Origin of the sequence: Bradyrhizobium sp. 197, assembly GCF_023073375.1 — a bacterium.
Lineage (GTDB): Bacteria > Pseudomonadota > Alphaproteobacteria > Rhizobiales > Xanthobacteraceae > Bradyrhizobium.
Map to the genome: position 1 here is coordinate 94,954 of NZ_JADPJJ010000165.1, position 19,497 is coordinate 114,450.

The 19,497-nt window shown below is 63.9% G+C and carries 20 protein-coding genes; 9 read left to right on the forward strand and 11 right to left on the reverse strand.

What is annotated here, in order from left to right; translation table 11 throughout:
- Nucleotide 1: 1 nt before the first annotated feature.
- The 3 genes from IVB27_RS36650 to IVB27_RS36660 all read right to left on the reverse strand — a co-directional run bounded on the left by IVB27_RS36650 (nt 2) and on the right by IVB27_RS36660 (nt 818).
- The gene (locus tag IVB27_RS36650) at nt 2-253 is read right to left on the reverse strand and encodes a hypothetical protein (protein ID WP_247343141.1); all 252 of its coding nucleotides are present in this window, start codon (nt 251-253) and stop codon (nt 2-4) included.
- Nucleotides 254-276: 23 nt separating this feature from the next.
- Nucleotides 277-495 carry a hypothetical protein gene (locus tag IVB27_RS36655; RefSeq protein WP_247343144.1) on the reverse strand — a complete coding sequence of 73 codons (219 nt, stop codon included), beginning with the start codon at nt 493-495 and terminating at the stop codon, nt 277-279.
- Between the two features lie 116 nt (nt 496-611).
- Nucleotides 612-818, reverse strand: a complete 207-nt coding sequence (locus IVB27_RS36660; RefSeq protein WP_247343148.1) for a YdcH family protein — start codon at nt 816-818, stop codon at nt 612-614.
- Between the two features lie 334 nt (nt 819-1,152).
- Between IVB27_RS36660 and IVB27_RS36665 the strand changes: the two genes are divergently transcribed.
- On the forward strand, nt 1,153-1,332 hold the full coding sequence (locus IVB27_RS36665) for a YdcH family protein (RefSeq protein ID WP_247343151.1): 180 nt from the start codon (nt 1,153-1,155) through the stop codon (nt 1,330-1,332).
- A gap of 92 nt (nt 1,333-1,424) precedes the next feature.
- On the opposite strand, the gene IVB27_RS36670 is transcribed toward IVB27_RS36665, so the two are convergent.
- On the reverse strand, nt 1,425-2,540 hold the full coding sequence (locus tag IVB27_RS36670; RefSeq protein WP_247447512.1) for an NAD(P)/FAD-dependent oxidoreductase: 1,116 nt from the start codon (nt 2,538-2,540) through the stop codon (nt 1,425-1,427).
- A 202-nt stretch (nt 2,541-2,742) separates the two neighbouring features.
- Here IVB27_RS36670 and IVB27_RS36675 point away from each other — a divergent pair, with 202 nt between their 5' ends.
- Together IVB27_RS36675 and IVB27_RS36680 are read left to right on the forward strand one after the other, a co-directional pair.
- The gene (locus IVB27_RS36675) at nt 2,743-5,430 is read left to right on the forward strand and encodes a sensor domain-containing protein (protein ID WP_247447513.1); all 2,688 of its coding nucleotides are present in this window, start codon (nt 2,743-2,745) and stop codon (nt 5,428-5,430) included.
- A gap of 35 nt (nt 5,431-5,465) precedes the next feature.
- Entirely contained in the window at nt 5,466-6,926 is a 1,461-nt protein-coding gene (locus IVB27_RS36680) for a glycerol-3-phosphate dehydrogenase (protein ID WP_247447584.1), read from the forward strand.
- Here IVB27_RS36680 and IVB27_RS36685 read toward each other — a convergent pair.
- Nucleotides 6,923-7,225: a type II toxin-antitoxin system RelE/ParE family toxin gene (locus IVB27_RS36685; RefSeq protein ID WP_247447514.1), complete on the reverse strand. Its 303-nt coding sequence runs from the start codon at nt 7,223-7,225 to the stop codon at nt 6,923-6,925. The genes IVB27_RS36680 and IVB27_RS36685 overlap by 4 nt on opposite strands.
- The gene (locus IVB27_RS36690; RefSeq protein WP_247343162.1) at nt 7,222-7,452 is read right to left on the reverse strand and encodes a hypothetical protein; all 231 of its coding nucleotides are present in this window, start codon (nt 7,450-7,452) and stop codon (nt 7,222-7,224) included. Before IVB27_RS36690 ends, IVB27_RS36685 begins: the two co-directional genes overlap by 4 nt.
- A gap of 123 nt (nt 7,453-7,575) precedes the next feature.
- On the opposite strand from IVB27_RS36690, the gene IVB27_RS36695 reads away from it, so the two are divergent.
- The 3 genes from IVB27_RS36695 to IVB27_RS36705 are packed head-to-tail and all read left to right on the forward strand — an operon-like array spanning nt 7,576 to nt 10,476.
- A complete protein-coding gene (locus IVB27_RS36695; protein WP_247447515.1) occupies nt 7,576-8,748 on the forward strand; it encodes an ABC transporter ATP-binding protein in 1,173 nt (390 codons plus the stop codon).
- Nucleotides 8,745-9,659: an ABC transporter permease gene (locus tag IVB27_RS36700; RefSeq protein WP_247343167.1), complete on the forward strand. Its 915-nt coding sequence runs from the start codon at nt 8,745-8,747 to the stop codon at nt 9,657-9,659. Before IVB27_RS36695 ends, IVB27_RS36700 begins: the two co-directional genes overlap by 4 nt.
- Nucleotides 9,660-9,663: 4 nt before the next feature.
- On the forward strand, nt 9,664-10,476 hold the full coding sequence (locus IVB27_RS36705; RefSeq protein ID WP_247447516.1) for an ABC transporter permease: 813 nt from the start codon (nt 9,664-9,666) through the stop codon (nt 10,474-10,476).
- A gap of 303 nt (nt 10,477-10,779) precedes the next feature.
- Here IVB27_RS36705 and IVB27_RS36710 read toward each other — a convergent pair whose 3' ends face one another.
- The 4 genes from IVB27_RS36710 to IVB27_RS36725 form a co-directional block, all read right to left on the reverse strand.
- Complete coding sequence (locus tag IVB27_RS36710; RefSeq protein WP_247343175.1) at nt 10,780-11,631, reverse strand: carbohydrate ABC transporter permease; 852 nt, start codon at nt 11,629-11,631, stop codon at nt 10,780-10,782.
- Nucleotides 11,628-12,500 (reverse strand): carbohydrate ABC transporter permease, encoded by an 873-nt coding sequence (locus tag IVB27_RS36715; RefSeq protein WP_247447517.1) that lies wholly within the window; start codon nt 12,498-12,500, stop codon nt 11,628-11,630. Before IVB27_RS36715 ends, IVB27_RS36710 begins: the two co-directional genes overlap by 4 nt.
- Nucleotides 12,501-12,594: 94 nt before the next feature.
- Nucleotides 12,595-13,980 carry an ABC transporter substrate-binding protein gene (locus tag IVB27_RS36720; protein WP_247447518.1) on the reverse strand — a complete coding sequence of 462 codons (1,386 nt, stop codon included), beginning with the start codon at nt 13,978-13,980 and terminating at the stop codon, nt 12,595-12,597.
- 207 nt (nt 13,981-14,187) lie between these two features.
- A complete protein-coding gene (locus IVB27_RS36725) occupies nt 14,188-16,116 on the reverse strand; it encodes an AsmA family protein (RefSeq protein WP_247447520.1) in 1,929 nt (642 codons plus the stop codon).
- Nucleotides 16,117-16,389: 273 nt separating this feature from the next.
- Between IVB27_RS36725 and IVB27_RS36730 the strand changes: the two genes are divergently transcribed.
- From IVB27_RS36730 to IVB27_RS36740, 3 genes are read left to right on the forward strand one after another with little or no spacing between them, the layout of a single operon-like run.
- Entirely contained in the window at nt 16,390-17,097 is a 708-nt protein-coding gene (locus IVB27_RS36730) for a CoA transferase subunit A (protein WP_247447521.1), read from the forward strand.
- 18 nt (nt 17,098-17,115) lie between these two features.
- A complete protein-coding gene (locus IVB27_RS36735; RefSeq protein WP_247343187.1) occupies nt 17,116-17,766 on the forward strand; it encodes a CoA transferase subunit B in 651 nt (216 codons plus the stop codon).
- A gap of 23 nt (nt 17,767-17,789) precedes the next feature.
- A complete protein-coding gene (locus tag IVB27_RS36740; protein WP_247447522.1) occupies nt 17,790-18,425 on the forward strand; it encodes a GNAT family N-acetyltransferase in 636 nt (211 codons plus the stop codon).
- 13 nt (nt 18,426-18,438) lie between these two features.
- Here IVB27_RS36740 and IVB27_RS36745 read toward each other — a convergent pair whose 3' ends face one another.
- Nucleotides 18,439-19,455, reverse strand: a complete 1,017-nt coding sequence (locus IVB27_RS36745) for an AraC family transcriptional regulator (protein ID WP_247447523.1) — start codon at nt 19,453-19,455, stop codon at nt 18,439-18,441.
- Nucleotides 19,456-19,497 lie beyond the last annotated feature (42 nt).

Genomic DNA, 19,497 nt, shown 5'->3' on the forward strand with positions numbered 1-19,497 from the left:
TTCAGAGCGTGCCGAGGTCTTCCGGTACATTGCCGAAGCGGCGGAGCAGTTTGGCGTCACCGAATTCGCCGGTCATGGGATTGCCGCTGCGGCTGAACGCGACCGCGCCGATGTGGCCGGCGCTGTGCGACATAATTTCGGCGCGCCGTAACGCGGCCGCCGAGGTCTGGCATTCTTCGGCCGCACCTGCGACCGGCGATCCGTCGTCGTCGGTCAGGAACGGTAATGCTACGTAATAGGTGACATCGGACATGGTCGGCTCCGATAGCTGACAGCTCAGGCGGCGCTGCTCTTGCTCCGCATCGTGCTGCGTGAGGACTCCGGAATGCAGCCGGCGGAAATCGCCGCCCGCAATTCTTCGAGCTCGGCCTCCAGATATTCATTGGCCATGATCAGCGCCTTGATGGTGCTGCGCAGATTGCCGTCGCACATGGCGATCGCCTGATCGCAGGCTTGTTCATAATGGCTGTTGTCGAGAAGGGCGGTTGCCGTCATCTGCGTTTTCCTTGGCATTTTCCTGGGGCGCTCGGTGCCAAAATGTTCTTATTTTGTTCCTTTGGAGTCAAGCGGATTCACGTGCGGCGGGCCGCCGCAAAGCCATTCCCTGTGGATCAGGCGATGATGTCCGGCGTGATCTGATCTTCGATGAACGCGATACGGTCGCGCAACAACAGCTTGCGTTTCTTCAGCCGCTGTAACCGCAACAGGTCGGGGGCGGGCGATTGATGCAGTGCATCGATCGCCGCATCGAGATCTCGGTGTTCCTGGTGCAACCGGGCGAGCTCGGATTCGAGTTCGCGCTCGTCTTCATTGGTCATGTTTGCGGTGGCCGAAAAACCGATAGGCGTGAGAGAGATTAAGGCTGTGGATGCCCTGTGGAAATTATCGTCCTTGCGCGGCGTGATCGCAAGCGATCTGCGACCGTCGCTCGCCGATCTCCCGCGACATATTTCTGCGGCTTGCGACGGCGCTGCGCAAGCACGTTGATATCATGGATTTTTCCCGCGTGGTTCCCTTGCTCACGCTTCGTTACATATGAATTTTCAAAAATGACGTTGCGACGACGGATACCCATCGACAGAACGAATCGGTGATGTAGACTTCCTTGTCCGGATCGAATCCTAAAGGTTCAAACTACCGAGGAGGTTTCGAATGACAATTCAGGCACATCTCGTTGAATTGGAGCGGAAGCACAAAGTTCTCGAAAACGAACTGCACGAAGCTCTCGTGCACCTTTCAACAGACGACCTGCAAATTGTTGAGTTGAAGCGCCGGAAGTTGATGGTCAAGGACCAGATCGAGCGTCTCAGGCACGGCGACACGCTCCACTAGTAACCCCGTAATAGCGTAAAATTGATCGTACCCTTTCACGCAGGGGTGAGAGCCTGTGCGCTCATCCTTGCGGCAAGGTGCGCGCCGCGCAATCATTGCGCGAGACCGAGCCCTGCGAGTTCGGCGACGTGATCCGCGATCGCGAGCGATGACGTCAATCCGGGCGACTCGATGCCGAACAGATTGACCAGGCCTTCGACGCCGTGATCGCGCGGGCCCTGCATCAAGAAATCCTGCGTGGCCACCGCCGGCGGCACGATCTTCGGGCGGATGCCCGAATAGCTCGGCATGAGCGCGTCGTCAGGCAGCGTCGGCCAGTATTTGCGGATCGCCGGGTAGAAGCGCTCGGCGCGTGACGGGTCGACCTCGTAGTCGATCGTCTCGATCCATTCGACGTCAGGGCCGAAGCGTGCCTGCCCTGCCATGTCCAGCGTCAGGTGCACCCCTAGCCCGCCGGGCTCGGGCACCGGATAGATCAGGCGCGAGAACGGCGCCCTCGCATTGCAGCTGAAGTAGTTTCCCTTGGCGAGATAGGCCCGCGGAATCCGGTCCAGCGGCATGCCGTCGATGTTGCGCGCTACCGTGGTCGCCGAGAGCCCCGCGGCGTTGACGAGGAGGCTGCATTGCAGCGTCATCGGCGCTTCGCCGCCCGCTTCGATCTCGATGACGCCGGCGGTCGCCTTGGCGCGGATCAGCGGGGTGTGAAACGCGAAGGCCGCACCCGCGTCCTCGGCTTCACCGCGTAGCGAGAGCATGTAGGCGTGGCTGTCGATGATGCCGGTCGACGGGGACAGCAGCGCGGCATCGCAGGCAAGCGCCGGCTCCAGCGCGCATGCCGCCTCGCCCGTGAGCAGCTGCATGTCGAGCACGCCATTGGCTTCGGCATGCGCCTTGATCGATTGCAGCTTCTCGGTCTCTTTCGGATTGGTCGCGACGATCAGCTTGCCGCAATTTCTGTGCGGGATGCCGCGCTCGGAGCAGTAGCGGTAGAGCGCGTGCTTGCCGTCGACGCACATGCGCGCCATCCAGCTCCCGGCGCGGTAGTAGATGCCGGCATGGATCACCTCGCTGTTGCGCGAGGAGGTGATGGTGCCGATGGCCTCGGCTTCCTCGAGCACGATCACCTCGCGCCCGGCTTGCGCCAGCTTTCGAGCCACCGCGAGCCCGACCACGCCGGCTCCGATGACGACGCAGTCGACCCTATCCATGGCTGTGCAGGACGTCCGCTCGAAGCGAAGGAGGCCTCAGGCCTGGGGAGGACGGCGCGGGGGCGTTTTCCGTTAAGGAGGCATTTATCATGTCAGGGCAATTGCCGTATTTGGCGTCACATTTTTCCGTTGCACGTACAGGCGTTTACCCGATCCAAACCGGCGAGACCAGACAATCCGACGTTGAAATCGCGGGTGGCTGATGGCTGAGAAGAACTGGCACGTGGGCAGCACGCTTCCGATTGCGGTGCAGGCCGTCGTGTGCCTGGCCGCAGCGGTCGCGCCTGCGCGCGCCTTTGCCCTCTCCGACAGCTTCGCCCCGCCGAGCTATCTCGGCGAGCTCAATCCCAACGTGATCTGGGAAGCCTTGATCGCGGGTGTCGTCATCTGCTCGTTCCTCGCCGCGATCGTGCTGTGGATCCATTCCTCGCTGCGCCGGACCAGGCGTCTGCAGCTGCGGCGCAATGCCTTCATCTCCTCCGCCATGAACAATCTCAACCAGGGCGTGGTGATGACGGATGCGCAGCGGCGCGTCATCTTCTGCAACGACCGCTATCTCGAGATTTACGGCCTCGGCCGCTCAGAGCTCTGGTCGGGCATGACGGGACCCGACATCCTCGCCTTGCGGCGCAAGCGTGGCGTCCTCGGAGTCGCCTCCGACGACGAATTCTACGAAAAGGCGGCAAGCACCAACGGCTTGATCACCGAACTGCCGGACGGGCGGGCCATCCTGGTAAAATATTTCGTGCTGCCCAACGGCGGCTCGGTGGCGACGCATCTGGACGTTAGCGAGCAGCGTAGGCTGTCGCGGCAGCTCGCCTCCACCAAGCAGTTCCTGGAAACGGTGCTGGACAACGTGCCGGCCTGCGTGGCCGCGAAGAGCATCGAGGATGGCCGCTACATCTTCGCCAACAGCGCCTATGAGCGCTTCTGGGGATTTTCGCGGGACCAGGTTGTCGGCAAGAACGCGCGCGAGCTGTTCGGGCCGAATTCGGCGGCCAGCATCGAGGCGACCGATCGGGCGGCGCTCATCGCGCCCGCCGGCCAGTACCGCAACGAATTCGAGGTCGAGCGCGGCGCGACCCAGCGCATGGTGGCCTCGATCCGGATCGTGGTCCGCAACGAGAGCAACAAGCCTGAATTCCTGCTGGTGGTGTTCGAGGACATCACCGACCGCCGCTCGCTGTCGCAGGAGCTGGAGAGCACGAAGAAGTTTTTGGAACTCGTGGTCGACAACATCCCGGTGGCGCTGATCGTCGAGCAGGTCAAGGACGGCCGCTATCTGCTCGCCAACCGCAGCGCGGAGACGATCCTGAACCGCAGACGCGAGGACGCCACGGGCCTGACCGCGTCCGACATCTTCAATCCCAAGGAAGCCAAGCTGATCATCGCGCGCGACGAAGCCGCGATCAAGAAGCGCGGGATGATCACCGAAGAGCATCCGATCTCGACCAAGGACGGCCTGCGACTGTTCCTCACCCGTCGCGCCACCGTGCTGAGCGACGCCGGCGAGCCGCAATATCTGATCAAGACTCACGAGGACGTCACCGATCGCCGGCAGACCGAGTCGCGCATGGCGCACATGGCCTATCATGACGGCCTCACCGATTTGCCGAACCGTGCCGCTTTCTTGCAGGCGCTGACCCAGATGATCGAGGCCTGCGAAGGCACTGGCGAGGAGTTCGCGGTTCTGTGCGTCGACCTCGACGGTCTCAAGGAGGTCAACGACGTCTTCGGTCATGCGCACGGCGACAAGCTTCTGGTCGAGGTGGCCCAGCGGCTCCAGGACTCCGCGCGCGGCGGCGTGGTGGCGCGCCTGTCTGGCGACGAGTTCGGCCTGATCATCGATGGCAAACAACCTGAGGCAGGTCTCGCGCTGGCGCAGCAGATCGGTGATGCCGTCGCCAAGGAATTCCAGATCGACGGCCGCCCGGTCCGCGCCGGTGTCACCACGGGCATGTCGATCTTCCCGCACAACGGCGCCGACGGCGCCTCGCTGCTCGCCAATGCCGGCGCGGCGCTGTTCCGCGCCAAGCAGAAGTCGCGCGGCACGATCAGCCTCTTCCAGCCGGAGATGGACCAGCAGATCCGCGATCGCCGCGTGCTGCATCAGGACCTCTCGATGGCGATCAAGAACAGCGAGCTTTCGCTCGCCTTCCAGCCGCAGGGCGCCACGGGCCACAGCGTCGTCGAGAGCGAGATCATCGGCTTCGAGGCACTGGCGCGCTGGCAGCATCCGGTGCGCGGCCAGGTCTCCCCGGCCGAATTCATCCCGATCGCGGAGGAAAGCGGCCTGATCGTCGAGATGGGCGAGTGGATCCTGCGCGAGGCCTGCCGCGAGGCGGCGTCCTGGCCGAAGCCGCTCCAGGTCGCGGTCAATCTGTCTCCGGCGCAGTTCATGCACGGCGACGTGGTCGGGCTGGTCCATTCGATCCTGATCGAGACGGGTCTCGCACCCGGCCGGCTCGAGCTCGAAATCACCGAGGGCGTGCTGATCGAGGACTTTGATCGCGGACTTGCGCTGCTGCGGCGGCTCAAAGCGCTTGGCGTACGCATTTCGATGGACGATTTCGGCAGCGGTTATTCCTCGCTGAGCTATCTCCAGGCGTTCCCGTTCGACAAGATCAAGATCGATCGCGCCTTCATCATCAATCTCGGCCGCAACCCGCAATCGGCGGCGATCGTGCGCGCGGTGATCGATCTCGGCCATGGCCTGGAAATGTCGATCGTCGCCGAGGGCGTCGAGACGCTCGAACAGCTCGCCTTTCTCGCCGAGGAAGGATGTGACGGCGTGCAGGGCTATCTGCTCGGCAAGCCCCTGCCGATCGGGAAATATGCCGGCCTCGTCGGCCGCGCCGAAGTCATGGAGCTTGCGCTCAAGACCGGCTAGAGATGGCGAGCGTTTCGCTCCTTCTCGACGGCTTCATGGCGGATTACGACCTTGCGATCATCGGTGGCGGGCTGAACGGTGTCAGCCTCGCGCGCGATGCCGCCGGCCGCGGCCTGCGGGTCATCCTGTTGGAGCAGGGCGATCTGGGCGGCGCGGCATCGTCGGCAACGCCGCGGCTGATCCACGGCGATCTGTCGGTCCTGGAACGGCGCGGCTTCCGGCGGGTGCGTCGGGCGCTTGCCGAGCGCCGGACCTGGCTCCGGATCGCGCCGCATCTGGTCCGGCCGATGCGGTTCGTGATCCCGGCGCATTCCGATGAGCGTCCACCATGGCTGCTGCGCGCCGGCCTGTTCCTCTACGACAGCCTCACGAGCCGGAGCGGCCTGCCGGGAGCGACCACGCTCGACATCACGCATCATCCGGTAGGCAACGCGCTGAAACGACCGTTCGGCACGGCCTTCGAATATTCGGACTGCGTCGTCGACGATTCCCGCCTGGTGGTGCTGACGGCCCTGGATGCGGCCGAGCGTGGCGCTGCAATCCGAACCGGAGCGCGCTGCGTGCGCGCCGATCGAACCGACACATGGCGGCTCGCGGTGGTCGATCGCGGCCATCGCCGCACGATCACGGCCCGGGCGCTGGCCAACGCCACCGGCGGCTGGACCTCGATTGTCGCGGAGACCGTGCTGCGGCAGCCGCAACCCGCCATGGCGGCGATGCAGATGAGCCAGATCGTCGTCCCACGGCTGTTTGATTCCGATAACGTCTACGTTTTCCAGAACAGCGATGGCCGGCTGATCTTCGCTAGCCCCTTCGAGCGCGACTTCACGCTGATCGGCACGATCACGCACGATTTCATCGGCGATCCCGCGATCGTCGCGATGCCGGGGGCCGACGTCGGCTATCTCTGCGAAGCGGCCAGTCGCTATTTCCGCGAGCAGGTCGCCCCGACCGACGTGGTGCGCGTGGTCTCCGGCGTCAACCTGACGCTGGCGTCCGCGCGCCGGCGTGACGGCACGACGCTGTTCCACCCGCGGCGGCGCAAGGCGCCGCTGATCACGATGTTCGGCGGCGACGTCACCACCTCGCGCCTGCGCGCGGAGCGGGCAGTGACGAAGCTGACGCCGTTCTATCCGATGTCGCCGCCCTGGACCGCAGGCGAGGCGCTGCCGGGCGGAGATTTCGCCTGGGATCGTTTCGATACCGAGGTCGATCTCGCGCGTGACCGCTGGCGTTTTCTCTCGGAGCCGCAGACCCAGCGCCTGGTGGCGGCTTATGGTTCGCGCCTATCAGCGGTGCTCGGCGGAGCGAAAAGCCGTGACGATCTCGGCCCGGCTTTCGGCCCTGAGCTGACCGGGGCCGAGGTGCGCTATCTCATGACCCACGAATGGGCGCGCTTTCCCGAGGACATCCTGTGGCGCCGCTCCAAGCTCGGCCTGACGATGCCCGTGGCGGACCGCGATGCGCTGGCGGCGTTCATGGCGAACCTGAACTAATCAGAGCCGCGCGTGCCGGGCATCCTGCCGGGATCGCGAGCACCATGGCGGATGGCGTGGATGATGATCTCCTGGCTCCGAATCTCGTAGAAAACGAGAAACGGGTAGGGCGTTGTGGTTAGCCTCCGGATATCCGGATCGTCAGTTCGCAGGCCGATCTCAGGATGCGCCAGCAGCAGGCCGACCACGTCCTGAACGCGCTTTTGGACACGTGCTGCTCCCCGCGGTGACGTCGCTGAGATGTAGGTTAGAATCGAATCGAGATCGGCCAGCGCCGGAAGCGTATAGCGGATATTCACAGGCCGTGTTTGGCCCAGGTCGCGCGGACTTGAGCCTCGGTTGCGAATTCGCCTCGCTTTGCAGCCTCCTTGGACGCGGCAATCGCCGACCGCTCGTCATCCGAGAGGATGACGGGGGCGGCCCCTTCCGCGCCGGCGAGCTGCATCACAATTCGGGCGATGTTATCCTGCGCGTCCGCCGGCAGACTGCGCGCGATTTTCAGGGCTTGATCCAGCAGCTTTGTCATCTCTGTGACCTTACGCCATTTGGGGGCTAGCATGAAGACCAATTCGGGCCGATCCGCCCCGACCCGGTTGAGGTAGGGGTGATCGGCCGCTAGCGTGCGGCGGAATCGGGGTTGGCGGAGACCATGACTGACAAGTTGCCCAGAACGAATGCCACGGCCAAGGCGGCCCGCGGGGACGCGCACCCGGCGGCCGGCGAGCCGCTGCTGCGCATCGAGGGCGTTGCCAAGACATTCGGGACGTTCCGCGCCGTGGACGGCGTGTCGCTCGACATCAAGGCCGGCGAGTTTTTCGCGCTGCTCGGACCCAGCGGCTGCGGCAAGACCACGCTGCTGCGCATGCTCGCCGGCTTCGAGGCCCCGGACGAAGGGCGCATCCTGCTCGGCGGCAAGGACATCGCACAGGCGCTGCCGCATGAGCGGCCGATCAACATGATGTTCCAGAACTACGCGCTGTTTCCGCATCTCGCGGTGCGCGACAACATCGCCTTCGGCCTGAAGCGCGCCGGCATGGCGCGCGGCGAGATCGCCACGCGTGTGGCGGAGATGGTCGCGCTGGTGAAGCTCGAAGGGCTGGAGAAGCGCAAACCCGATCAGCTCTCGGGCGGCCAGCGCCAGCGCGTGGCGTTGGCGCGTGCACTGGCGCGACGCCCGCAGCTCCTCCTGCTCGACGAGCCGCTCGCGGCGCTCGACAAGAAGCTGCGCGAAAACACGCAAGGCGAGCTGATGGAGCTTCAGCGTCGGCTCGGCATGACCTTCATCATCGTCACCCACGATCAGGAGGAGGCGATGACGATGGCGAGCCGGATCGGCGTGATGAGGGACGGCAAGCTCGCGCAGGTCGCGAGTCCCCGCGAGCTCTACGAGGCTCCGCACTCGCGCTGGATCGCGGAGTTCGTCGGCGACGTCAATCTGTTCGACGGTGAGTTCAAGCTGCGCGACGGTCATCGACTGGTGATCGCCACGCACGGTGCGGGCACGCTGGTGGTCGCCGAGCCGCGGGAACGGGTCGGCGAGGGCCACTTGTCGGTGGCCATTCGCCCCGAGAAGGTGAAGCTGTCCCGCCGCGGCCCGGTGGGCGAGATCGGCCATGCGGTGGCGATCAACAGTCTGGACGGCGTGATCGCCGACATCTGCTATCTCGGCGGCACCACCACTTACAAGGTGAAGCTCGACGCCGGTGGGATGATGCAGGCTGCAGTCGCCAACAGCGCGCGCCTGGACATCGATGCCTACAGCCTGAACCAGCATGTCGTCGCCTGGTTCACGCCCGACGACTGTGTGGTGCTGCCGTCATGAGCGCGCGCCGCATTTTTGCGCGACCGGCTCGCCTTGCCGCCATCATGCCCTATGTCTGGATGGTGCTGTTCTTCCTGGTGCCGTTCGGCTTCGTGCTGAAGATCAGCCTGTCGCAGACGGCGATCGCGCAGCCGCCTTACGAGCCGGTGTTCGACCTGACGCAAGGATGGGAGGCGCTGAAGGCTGCCTTTGCCGCGCTGTCTGTCGACAATTTCAGGCTGCTCGCCTCCGACGACATCTACATGTTCGCCTATGTGCGTAGCCTCACCGTCGCCGTCACCGCGACCGCGCTGTTGCTCCTGATCGGCTATCCCATCGCCTACGGGATGGCGCGGTTGCCGACGCGCTGGCAGGCGGTGGCGATGGTGCTGGTGATCGTGCCGTTCTGGACCTCGTTCCTGATCCGGATCTATGCCTGGATCAACATCCTCCAGCATGACGGCCTGCTCAACCAGATCCTGCTGGCGCTGCATCTGGTCAGCCAGCCGGTGGTATGGCTCTCCACCGACAGCGCGATGTATATCGGCATCGTCTATTCCTACCTGCCCTTCATGATCCTGCCGCTCTACGCCACGCTCGCCAAGATGGAGCCGGTGCTGGAGGAGGCCGCCTCCGATCTCGGCGCGCCGCCCTGGCAGGTGTTCTGGCTCGTCACCTTCCCGCTGTCGCTACCTGGCGTCGGTGCCGGCGTGCTGCTGTGCTTCATCCCCATCGTCGGCGAGTTCGTCATTCCGGATCTTCTGGCCGGCTCCAATTCGCTGATGATCGGCCAGACGTTGTGGCTCGAATTCTTTACCAACAAGGACTGGCCGGTCGCCTCCGCCGCAGCCATCGTGCTGCTGGTGGTGCTGCTGGCGCCGCTGCTGCTGTACGAACGGCTCCAGAAGCGGCAGCTGGAACAGGGGAGGTGAGTCGATGCGCAAGATCTCCCGCCTGTCCCGTTTCAACATCGCCGCGCTCGCACTGGGTCTGGCGTTCCTTTATCTGCCGATTCTTATCCTCGTCATCTATTCCTTCAACGCCTCGCGGTTGGTGACGGTCTGGGGCGGCTGGTCGCTGCGCTGGTATCAGGAGCTCTTCAACGACCGCGCCATGATCGAGGCGGCATGGATGAGCCTGCGGGTCGCGATCTCCTCGGCGACCATTGCGACCCTGCTCGGCACGCTCGCGGCTGTGGCGCTGTCACGCGGCGAGCGTTTTCGCGGCCGCACGCTGTTTTCCGGCATGCTCTATGCGCCGCTGGTGATGCCGGAGGTGATCGCCGGGTTGTCGCTGCTGCTGCTGTTCGTGGCGCTGAACGCCGAGCGTGGCTTCTGGACCGTGACGATCGCGCACACTACGCTGACGATGTGCTTCGTTGCCGTCGTCGTGCAGTCCCGCCTCGGCTCACTTGATCGCTCGCTGGAAGAGGCCGCCATGGATCTCGGCTGCGATCCCGTCCGCGCTTTTCTGGCGGTGACGTTGCCGCTGATCGCCCCCGCGATCGTCGCCGGCTGGATGCTGGCCTTTACGCTATCGCTGGACGATCTCGTGATCGCGAGCTTCACCACAGGGCCCGGTTCGGCGACCCTGCCGATCCGGATCTATTCCGAGGTGCGGCTTGGCGTGAAGCCCGAGATCAATGCCATTTGCACGCTGGTGATAGGCCTGATCGCGGTGGTCATCGTCATCGCCTCGCTGGCTTCGAAATTGTCGAGTTCGCAGGGCGAGAGCGCGGCGCCATTGTAGTCTCATAGGACGGTGAACCGCGCGGAAGAATGGCGTCAACTTGAGGAGGCTCTCACAAATCTGGTTGGGTCGATATCATCTCAACTCTTTCGCTGAGACCGTGAGCTACTGACTGAGTTTATCGAGAATCAAGAATTTGGCGTCGCACTGGAATGGCTGCACTCGTCAATCATAGGAAATGATCTCCGGCCCTCTTCGGGCCAGCAACTTGAAATTCAGTGATTGGCGGCAACGATGAATATCGACCTGTCGTAGTCGCTGCCTACGACAGGTATTCGGGTTGATGATCGCGCGAGATCGAGATTACGACTTCACCGCACCCGCCGTGAGCCCGCCCACCATGTAGCGGCGGAAGGCGTAGTAGATCGCGGCCGGCGGCAGCGCGTAGATGAAGCCGGTCGTCATCAACAGCTCCCACGGCGAGTCGTCGGCGGCGAGGAAGTTGCCGAGCGCGACGGGGAGGGTGATCTCGCGGTCGTTCGAGAGCAGCAGGAACGCGTAGAGGTATTCGTTCCAGGCGAGCAGCACCGCATAGGTGCCGATCGCGACCAGCGAGGGCATCATCAACGGCAAATAGACCAGGCGGAAGATCTGGAGGGTGGTCGCGCCGTCCATTACGGCGGCCTCGTCCAACTCGACCGGCAGCTTGTCGGAGGCCTGCTTGAGCACCCAGATCGCGTAAGGGCTGGCGATCGTCACCATGGCCAGGATCAGCGACCAATGATTGTTGAGCAGGCCGTAATTGCCCATGGTGCGGTACATCGGCACCGCGAGGAAGGCCGCCGGGATGAAGTAGGTGAACAGCGCGAGGTTCATCACGATGCGTCCGCCGGGCACGCGCAGGCGCGAGATCGAGAACGCCGCCGCGGTCGCGATGACCAGTGTCAGCACGCCGACGGCCGCCGCGATCACCAGCGAATTCCAGAACTGCACGTAGAAGTCGCGCAGGAAATAATGCTGCTGCTTGAACACGATTTCAAAGTTGTGCAGCGTCGGATGATCCGGCCACAGTTTGCCCGAGAACGCGTCCTCCTTCGGCGAGATCGCGAACAGGAACATGTGATAGATCGGTATCATCGTCCACAGGAAGACGGGAATGCCGATCAGGAGCAGCCGCGATTCGGTCGCGACATCGCGTAGAGAGGGAAGCTTCATCGCGACAACCGTTTCATCATGAAGTACATCAGCGGAAGGACGAACGGTACCGCGCAGACGATGGAGGCCATCGCGAGCGAGAGCTGGTCGAGCCGGAGATAGCGGATGCCGAGCGTCGACAACACGTGCGTGAGGTCGGCCGGGCCGCCGCCGGTGAGCAGATAGACGCTGTTGAAGTCGCCGAGCGTCCAGATCATCGAGAGCAGCGTGCAGGTGATGTAGAGCGTCTGCAGCGACGGCCAGGTGATGTAACGGAATTTCTGCCACCAGCTTGCGCCGTCGACCTCTGCGGCCTCGAACAGATCTTGCGCGATCGCAAGGCGTCCGGTCATCAGAATCAGCGTCCAGAACGGCAGCGACTTCCAGATGTGGACGCCGATCGCCATCGTCAGCGCCACGGTCGGGTCGTTCAGCCAATTCGGGCCGTCATCGCCAGTCAAGGAGAAGATGAAGTGGTTCACCATCCCCCATTCGGGGTTGAACATGAAGCGCACCGACAGAATGGTCGGGATCGACGGCACTGCCCAGGGCAGGATGAAGATCACCGAGAGCCATTTGATCCAGGTGCGCTGCTGCGCGAAGAAGCCGGACAGGAACAGCGCGATCAGCATCTTGATGTTGATGCCGATGAGCAAGAAGATCAGCGTGTTGACGGCTGCGCGCGCGAAGATCGGGTCGTTGTAGAGCGCGACATAATTGGACGGGGCCCGCGCCAGCCATAGCCCGTAACCGACGGGGTAGACGACGAAGGCGAGGAAAACGAGCAAATAGGGTGCGAGCAGTACGATGCCCCAGACTTGCGGCGGGGTCAGCCGCGACGACAAGGGCGGTGCAGGGATCGACTGATCGCCAGAGAGCGTGATCGCCATTCTTTTCGGACTCTTCAAAGAGTTGCCGGCCGCGAAACGCGGCCGGTGTTGTTCTTATACCTCTCCCCGCAGAGCGGGGAGAGGGGATGATGAATTAACCCGCGACCTGCTTGATGCGGACGATCAGCTCGTCGACGGCCTTGTCGACCGGCACCTTCTCGCTGACCACCCGGTTCATAGCCTTGGCCCAGACGTTCTCGTTGTTCAGAATCGTGAACTTCCAGTTCTTGGTGAAGTCGAACGGCGCGGTGCCGCCCGTGAACTGGGCATAGACCGCCCTGCGGTGCTTGTCGGCCTGCCAGAACGGGCTGGCCTGGCTTTCCTTCGTCACCGGGAACCAGCGGCCGAGCGCGCCCTCGATATAGGGGCGAACGTTCTCTTCCTGGAGCAGGAAGCTGATGAACTGCTTGGCCTCGGCCTTGTTCTTGGCCGCGGTGAAGACCAGCCCGGTCTTGACGTCGGAGCGGTAGCGAATGGTTGAACCATCCGGTGCCTTGGGGAAGGACGCCGTCACGATGTCCTGCTCGTAAGCCTTCTTGCCGGCGTCGCGCTGGTCCTGCGTGAGAGCCTGGTTCTGGGAATCTTCGTACCATTTCGCCGCGATCGAGATCGTGAAGTTGTGGGTCATCACGATGGTCTTGTTGTGGAAGGCGACGTTGTTGTCCGGATCCTTCCAGGTCGTGGAGGACGGCGGCGTGCAACCTTTGATGTAGGTGTCGGTGTAGTCCTTCAGCGCCTTGATCAGGTTCTCGCGAACCTTGGGATCGTCGACCGTGAGCTTGCCGTCGTCGTCGACCAGCTTGACGTGGTAGGCGTCCATGAAGGTGTAGAACGACTGAAAGGCGTCGGTGGATTCCACGCCCATCGGCTGGCCGACGCCATAGATGCGCTGGCCGGTGGCTTTACGGATCCCCGGTTGCACCTTGTCGCACCAGAACGTCCAGTAACCTGCCCAGTCGGTCGGGATGTCGGCGAGCTTGAAGCCGGCCTTCTCCAGCATGTCGTTCCAGATCTCGACATGCATGCTCTGCTGCTTCAGTGGGAAGCCGTAATAGGCTTTCTTCTTGGTGACGTCGTTATAGAGGATCGACGCATCCAGCGTGTTCTGCACGAACCGGCCCTTGATCGGCTCCATCACGTCCGTGAGGTCCTCGAGCTTGCCCTCATAGGCCCACTTGCCCTGCGCCTGCACGTCATAGGAATCGGAATAGGCGACATCGGGCACGGTACCGGCATCGAGCGCGGCGACCGTCTTCGGAATCATGTCCTGGATCGCGTACTGCGACAATTCGACCTTGATGCCGGTCTTGGCTTCGAACTTCTTGATCGTTTCGAGCAGCGCGTCGTCTTCGGAACGGTAGAAGCCCTTGCCCCACCAGACCGTAATCGTCTTCTGCTGCGCAAATGCGGGTGCAGCGGCTGCAAGCAGCCCGGCCGCAGCGACCGCCAATGATACTGCGCCAATAACCTTGGATTTCACGTTTATCTCCCTCAAACGGCCGGTGTTTTTAACCGGTCGTATAAAACACTAGCCCATGGTCGTCAGCCGATCTAGCGGCATCTTGTCAGACATAGGTCGTGGGTGTCTGGCGAGAGAAGATGCTTAATGTGCGCATCAATCCAATCGCCGCATCAATTCGCCCTGATCAATTCGCGCCGATCGGCTGGTGCCGCTTGATCGCTGTTCCTAGTTGGACTTCGCGCCTTGCTTGGCGTTCTCCGCCGTCGGCGATTCGGCCGGTGCGGGACGTTTTCCGCTGCCGGTGATGCGCTCGATCGCGGAGCGCACCGCGTCGCCCGGCTTGCGGTCCTTGAGCATGTCGAGCAGCGGCGCTGAAGCCGGCGAGCGACGGATCAGGCTTTCCGGATCGGGGAAGATCAGGGGATCGTCCCAGGGGCCCTGCACCACGAAGGGCAATTCGAAGCCCGACGCGCTGTTGAGGCTGGCCACGCCCTTCATGTCATATTCACGCGTCGGCACCGAGGCGGTGCCGGTCATCGTGATCTTCGCCGCAGGTCCTTCGACGCGGATGTCCTCGGCGGTGGCGACGCCGTCGGAGAACTTCACCGCGATGGTGAGATTGTCGTAAGGGGTAGTGCCGTTGCGGAAATTGCCACCGCCGGACAGCGGCCGCCGCTCCAGCCGTTTCAGGAGCTGCTCGGCATTGAAGCCCGAGATCGCGCCGTCATGTCCGATCACGGTGGCGCTGCCGTCGAGCGACTGCACGAGGCCGAACGGGCTCGAGCCGGAAGCGAGGAGCGAGACGTTGATGTTGCCGCGGCCGGACAGCTTGTTGAGACCGAACAGCTCGGAGGCGCAGGCCTGGAGGTCGACGTCGGTGAACTGGAATTGCGCCTTGATGTCGGCGACGGTGTCGGAGCGCGCGATGCCGAACGAGCCCTTGGCGATACCGCCATAGACCTGGGCCTCGCCGACCGAGAGCGCCAGCGTGCCATTGCGCAGATTCGCGCCGATCGCGGTGCGGCCGAGTTTCGACGCGCCGACCGTCAGCTTGGCTGCCGACAGGCGCATGTCGAGGTCGGTGGTCGACAGGGCGTTGAGATCGAACAGCTGCCTGTTCCAGTCGCGCGCGCCGCTCGCGAGCAGGCGGAAGGTCGAGATATAAGGTGTGAAGTCGAGCGCGTCGGCGGCGAGCGTCGCCTGCAGCGTCTGCCGGCCGTTATTGGCGTAGGTCATTACGCCCTCGGCGCTGTTGCCGTCGAGCTCGATATTGACGTTGGTGAGCGCGATCGAGGCGCCGACGACATTGGCGCGCGCCTTCAGCGCGAAGCGGCCGAAGCCGCCGCTGGCAGGCTGCGGCTGGCCGGTCCAGCGCAGCGCATTGCGCAAGGACGGGCTGTCGATGGTGAGCGTGCCCTCCATCATCGGGCTGGTGCGGTTGGCGACGCTGCCGTCGAAGGCGAGCTTGAGCGGAGCGCTCGCGATCCGCGCCTTCAACCCCGAACGGTCGCCGGAAAGGGCGGCGACGAAATCGGCGAAGCTGATCGAGCCGTCGACGCGCTCGCCGCGCCAGTCGAATTGTCCGGTCGCGGCGAAGGAGCGCGAGATCGAGGGCCACGCCAGCGACAGGTCGATGTCCTCGAACTTCTCGGTGCCGTGCGTTGCAGCGTTCTCGTAATTGAGCACGCCGTCCTGGATCCGGATTTCGGAGAACGACACCTGATTCTCGGCGCCGGGCTTCATGGTGCGCGCGATGGTCTGGATGAAGGGCGTCCAGTTGCTTTCGCCGTCCGGCTTCAGGCTGACATGGATGCGCGGCCGCAGCAGCGTCAGGTCGGCGATCTCGAACCGCTGCAGCAGCAGCGGCAGCAGCCGCAGGTTCGCGGTGAGCACGTCGACATGGAGCGCGGGATCGCTGCTGCCGCCGCCCTTCAGGCCGACGTCATGGAAGGAGATGTAGCTCGCCGGCAGCACCGAAATGTCGATCGCGCCGTTGACGCTGAGCTCGAGCCCGGTGACAACGCGGATCTGCGCTTCCACCGCCTTGCGCAGCGCGTCGCGGTTGATGAGCCAGGAAGTCGCGATCAGGGCGATCAGCGCGCCGCCGAGCAGCGCCGCGATCGGCGTCCCGAGGCGCTTTATTCCTTGGGCCATGGTCAATGGCATGTCCTGATCGGGTTGGTCGTTGGAGCCAGAAGGGCGGGCCGGTAAACCTGCGTGCCCACACCCAACCCCCGCAACTTGATGGGTTTTCTTGTCGCTTTCAAGGCCGCGGACGGTTCTGCCCACGGCGTGGGCAAGCTTCTACCACCAGGCTACCGGGCGGAGAACCCCGTATCATTGACGGCTTCGGACGATTTCGCCTAATAATCGCCGCCAATAAGGCGCGACGCCTGCAAGCCGAAGGTTCACTCGAAGGTTATTTGCATGAACAAGGTCTATCCCGACGCCAGGTCGGCTCTCGAGGGCGTTCTGAAAGACGGCATGATGATCATGTCGGGCGGCTTCGGCCTCTGCGGCATTGCCGAGACGCTGTCGGACGCGATCCGCGAGTCCGGCGTCAAGGGCCTGACGGTCGTCTCCAACAATGCCGGCGTCGACGGCATCGGGCTTAGCCGCCTGCTGGAAACACGCCAGATCAAGAAGATGATCTCGTCCTATGTCGGCGAGAACAAGCTGTTCGCCCAGCAATTCCTCGCCGGTGAGCTGGAACTCGAATTCAACCCGCAGGGCACGCTGGCCGAGCGCATCCGCGCGGGCGGCGCCGGCATTCCGGCCTTCTACACCAAGACCGGCGTCGGCACGCTGATCGCCGAAGGCAAGGAAGTGAAGGAATTCGACGGACAGAAATACCTGATGGAGCGCGGCTTGTTCGCCGACCTCGCCATCGTCCACGCCTGGAAGGGCGACACCGCCGGCAACCTCATCTACCGCAAAACCGCGCGCAACTTTAACCCGATGATGGCAACCGCCGCCAAAGTCACGGTGGCCGAGGTCGAGCATCTGGTTCCGGCCGGCGAACTCAATCCCGACCACATCCACACGCCCGGTCTTTTCGTAAAGCGCATCGTCGAGGTCGGAACGGCCAAGAAGCGCATCGAATTCCGCAACACCCGCCCGCGCACCGCCGCTTAAGCGTATCAGGAGATACACATGGCCTGGACCCGTGAACAGATGGCTGCGCGCGCCGCGAAGGAATTGCGTGACGGCTATTACGTCAATCTCGGCATCGGCATCCCGACGCTGGTCTCGAACTACATCCCGGATGGCGTCGATGTCAGCCTGCAGAGCGAGAACGGCATGCTCGGCATGGGGCCGTTCCCGTACGAGGGCGAAGAGGACGCCGATCTCATCAACGCCGGCAAGCAGACCGTGAGCGAGCTGCCCTCGACCTCGTATTTCTCGAGCGCTGACTCTTTCGGCATGATCCGCGGCGGCCACATGGACCTGTCGATCCTCGGCGCAATGCAGGTGGCCCAGAACGGCGATCTCGCCAACTGGATGATCCCCGGCAAGATGGTCAAGGGCATGGGCGGCGCGATGGATCTCGTCGCCGGCGTCAAGCGCGTCGTCGTGGTGATGGAGCATTCGGCCAAGGACGGCTCGAAGCTTCTGAAGCAGTGCAATCTGCCGCTGACCGGCGAGCGCGTGGTCGACATGGTGGTGACTGACCTGGCCGTCTTCACCATCGACAAGCATGGCAACGGCGGCATGGCGTTGATCGAGCTCGCCGACGGCGTCTCCCTCGACGAGGTCAAGGCCAAGACCGAAGCCGAATTCCGCGTCGCGCTGAAGAACACGTAAGATCTTGGCAAAAGGGGGCGCGCATGACGATAAGGTCTGCGCGTCCTGAAGACGCCGATTTTATCGCACAAACCATCCTGTCATCGCAGCGCGGCTACCGGCCGCGCGGCTGGTTCGACGTTGCGCTCGGCTGGCCTGAAACACAGTGCCGCGATTTCATCGCCCGCGTCGCGGTCGCGCGCGCGGTGTCGATGTGGCACGTGTCGCAATTTCTGGTCGCCGAGATCGACGGGCAGCCGGGCGCCGCGCTCTGCGCCGTGCCTGCGGCGGGCACGGGACCCGCGGCGTGGCGTGCGATCGAGGAGGTCGGTGCTGCGACCGGGCTCCCCGCTTCGGACCTGGACGCCATCCGCCAACGCGGCGCCTACACGCGCGCCTGCTGGGTTCAGGGCGGCGAGGGCGATTGGATGATCGAGTATGTCGCGACCGAGCCCGCCTATCGCGGCCGCGGCCTGGTGCAGGCGTTGATTACGCATGCGCTGGAGAAGGGCCGTGCGGCTGGATTTGCCCGGGCGACAATCTCCTTCCTGATTGGCAACGAGGCCGCCGAGCGCGCCTACGCCAAGGCCGGATTTGTCTTTGCGGAAGAGAAGCGCGATCCCGCCTTCGAGGCGATCATCGGCGCGCCGGGCTTTCGCATGTTCGTGCGGACGATGTGATCGGCCTTGAAATTCAGGCTGCGGCCGCCGCCGGTGGCCGGACGCCTTTGCGCCATGCGGTGATGGTGCAGCCGAAGCGGCCGCGGAACCAGCGGGCCATGGCGCTCTGTGCGGAGAAGCCGAGCTGCACGGCGATGTCGGCCAGCGGCCGGTCAGGGTCGTCGATCAGCTGGACCACGAGATCGGCGCGCTGCGTGTCGTGAATGGCCGAGAAGCTGGTGCCGGCTTCGGCGAGGTGGCGGTGGATGGTGCGGCGGGTGCAGGCGAGGTGCTCGGCCACGCGCTCGACCGTGCAGTCGCCGCTGGCGAGCAGGAGGCGCACGACCTCGTCGACCTTCTCCTCCCAGCTTGCCGGCCGTGTCTCGATCGCCTCGATCCGCTTGCGCAGATAGCTCGCGATCAGCGGATGCGCGCTCGGGATCCGGCGCTCCATGTCGTGTGCCGACAACAGGATCGAATCGTTCTCCGCATTGAAAGTCACACGGCAGCCGTAGAACTCGCGGTAGCGCTTGCGGTCGTGCGGCGGTGGATAATGCAGGTGGACTTCCTGCGGCCGCCAATCGCTGCCGAACAGCGACTGAATGATGCGGTGGACGCTCCCGAGCGCCATGTCGATCGACTGCCGCGGCGCCGTCGGTTGGCGGCCACGCAGATGCAGCGTAACGGTCACGGTCTGCTTGTTGCGGGTGACGTCCAGCTTCATGCCGTCGTGATGGATGGGGATGAAGCGCGAGAAGGCTTCGATGGCTTCGCCGACGGTCGCCTGTTCGCGCACGATCAGGCCAACCGCGCCGAAATTGGTCAGCCCGCCGCGCTCGGCGAGCCGCAAGCCGAAATCTTCGGCCCCGGAAGCTTCTGCCGACAATTCGAGCAGGCGGCGGAGACCGGTGACGGCAATGGGCGTGTCGGGCTTTTCAAGGCAGGCCAGCGGCAGTCTGACCTTGCGCATCATCTGTTTGGGGTCGAGCCCGACCGACCGGGCGACCTCCGGGTAATAGCTCAAGCCTGCGCTGCGAATGAGGTCGGTCATGCGACCCGTTCCTGTCAGCCATTCCCGCAGATGTCCCGAAAT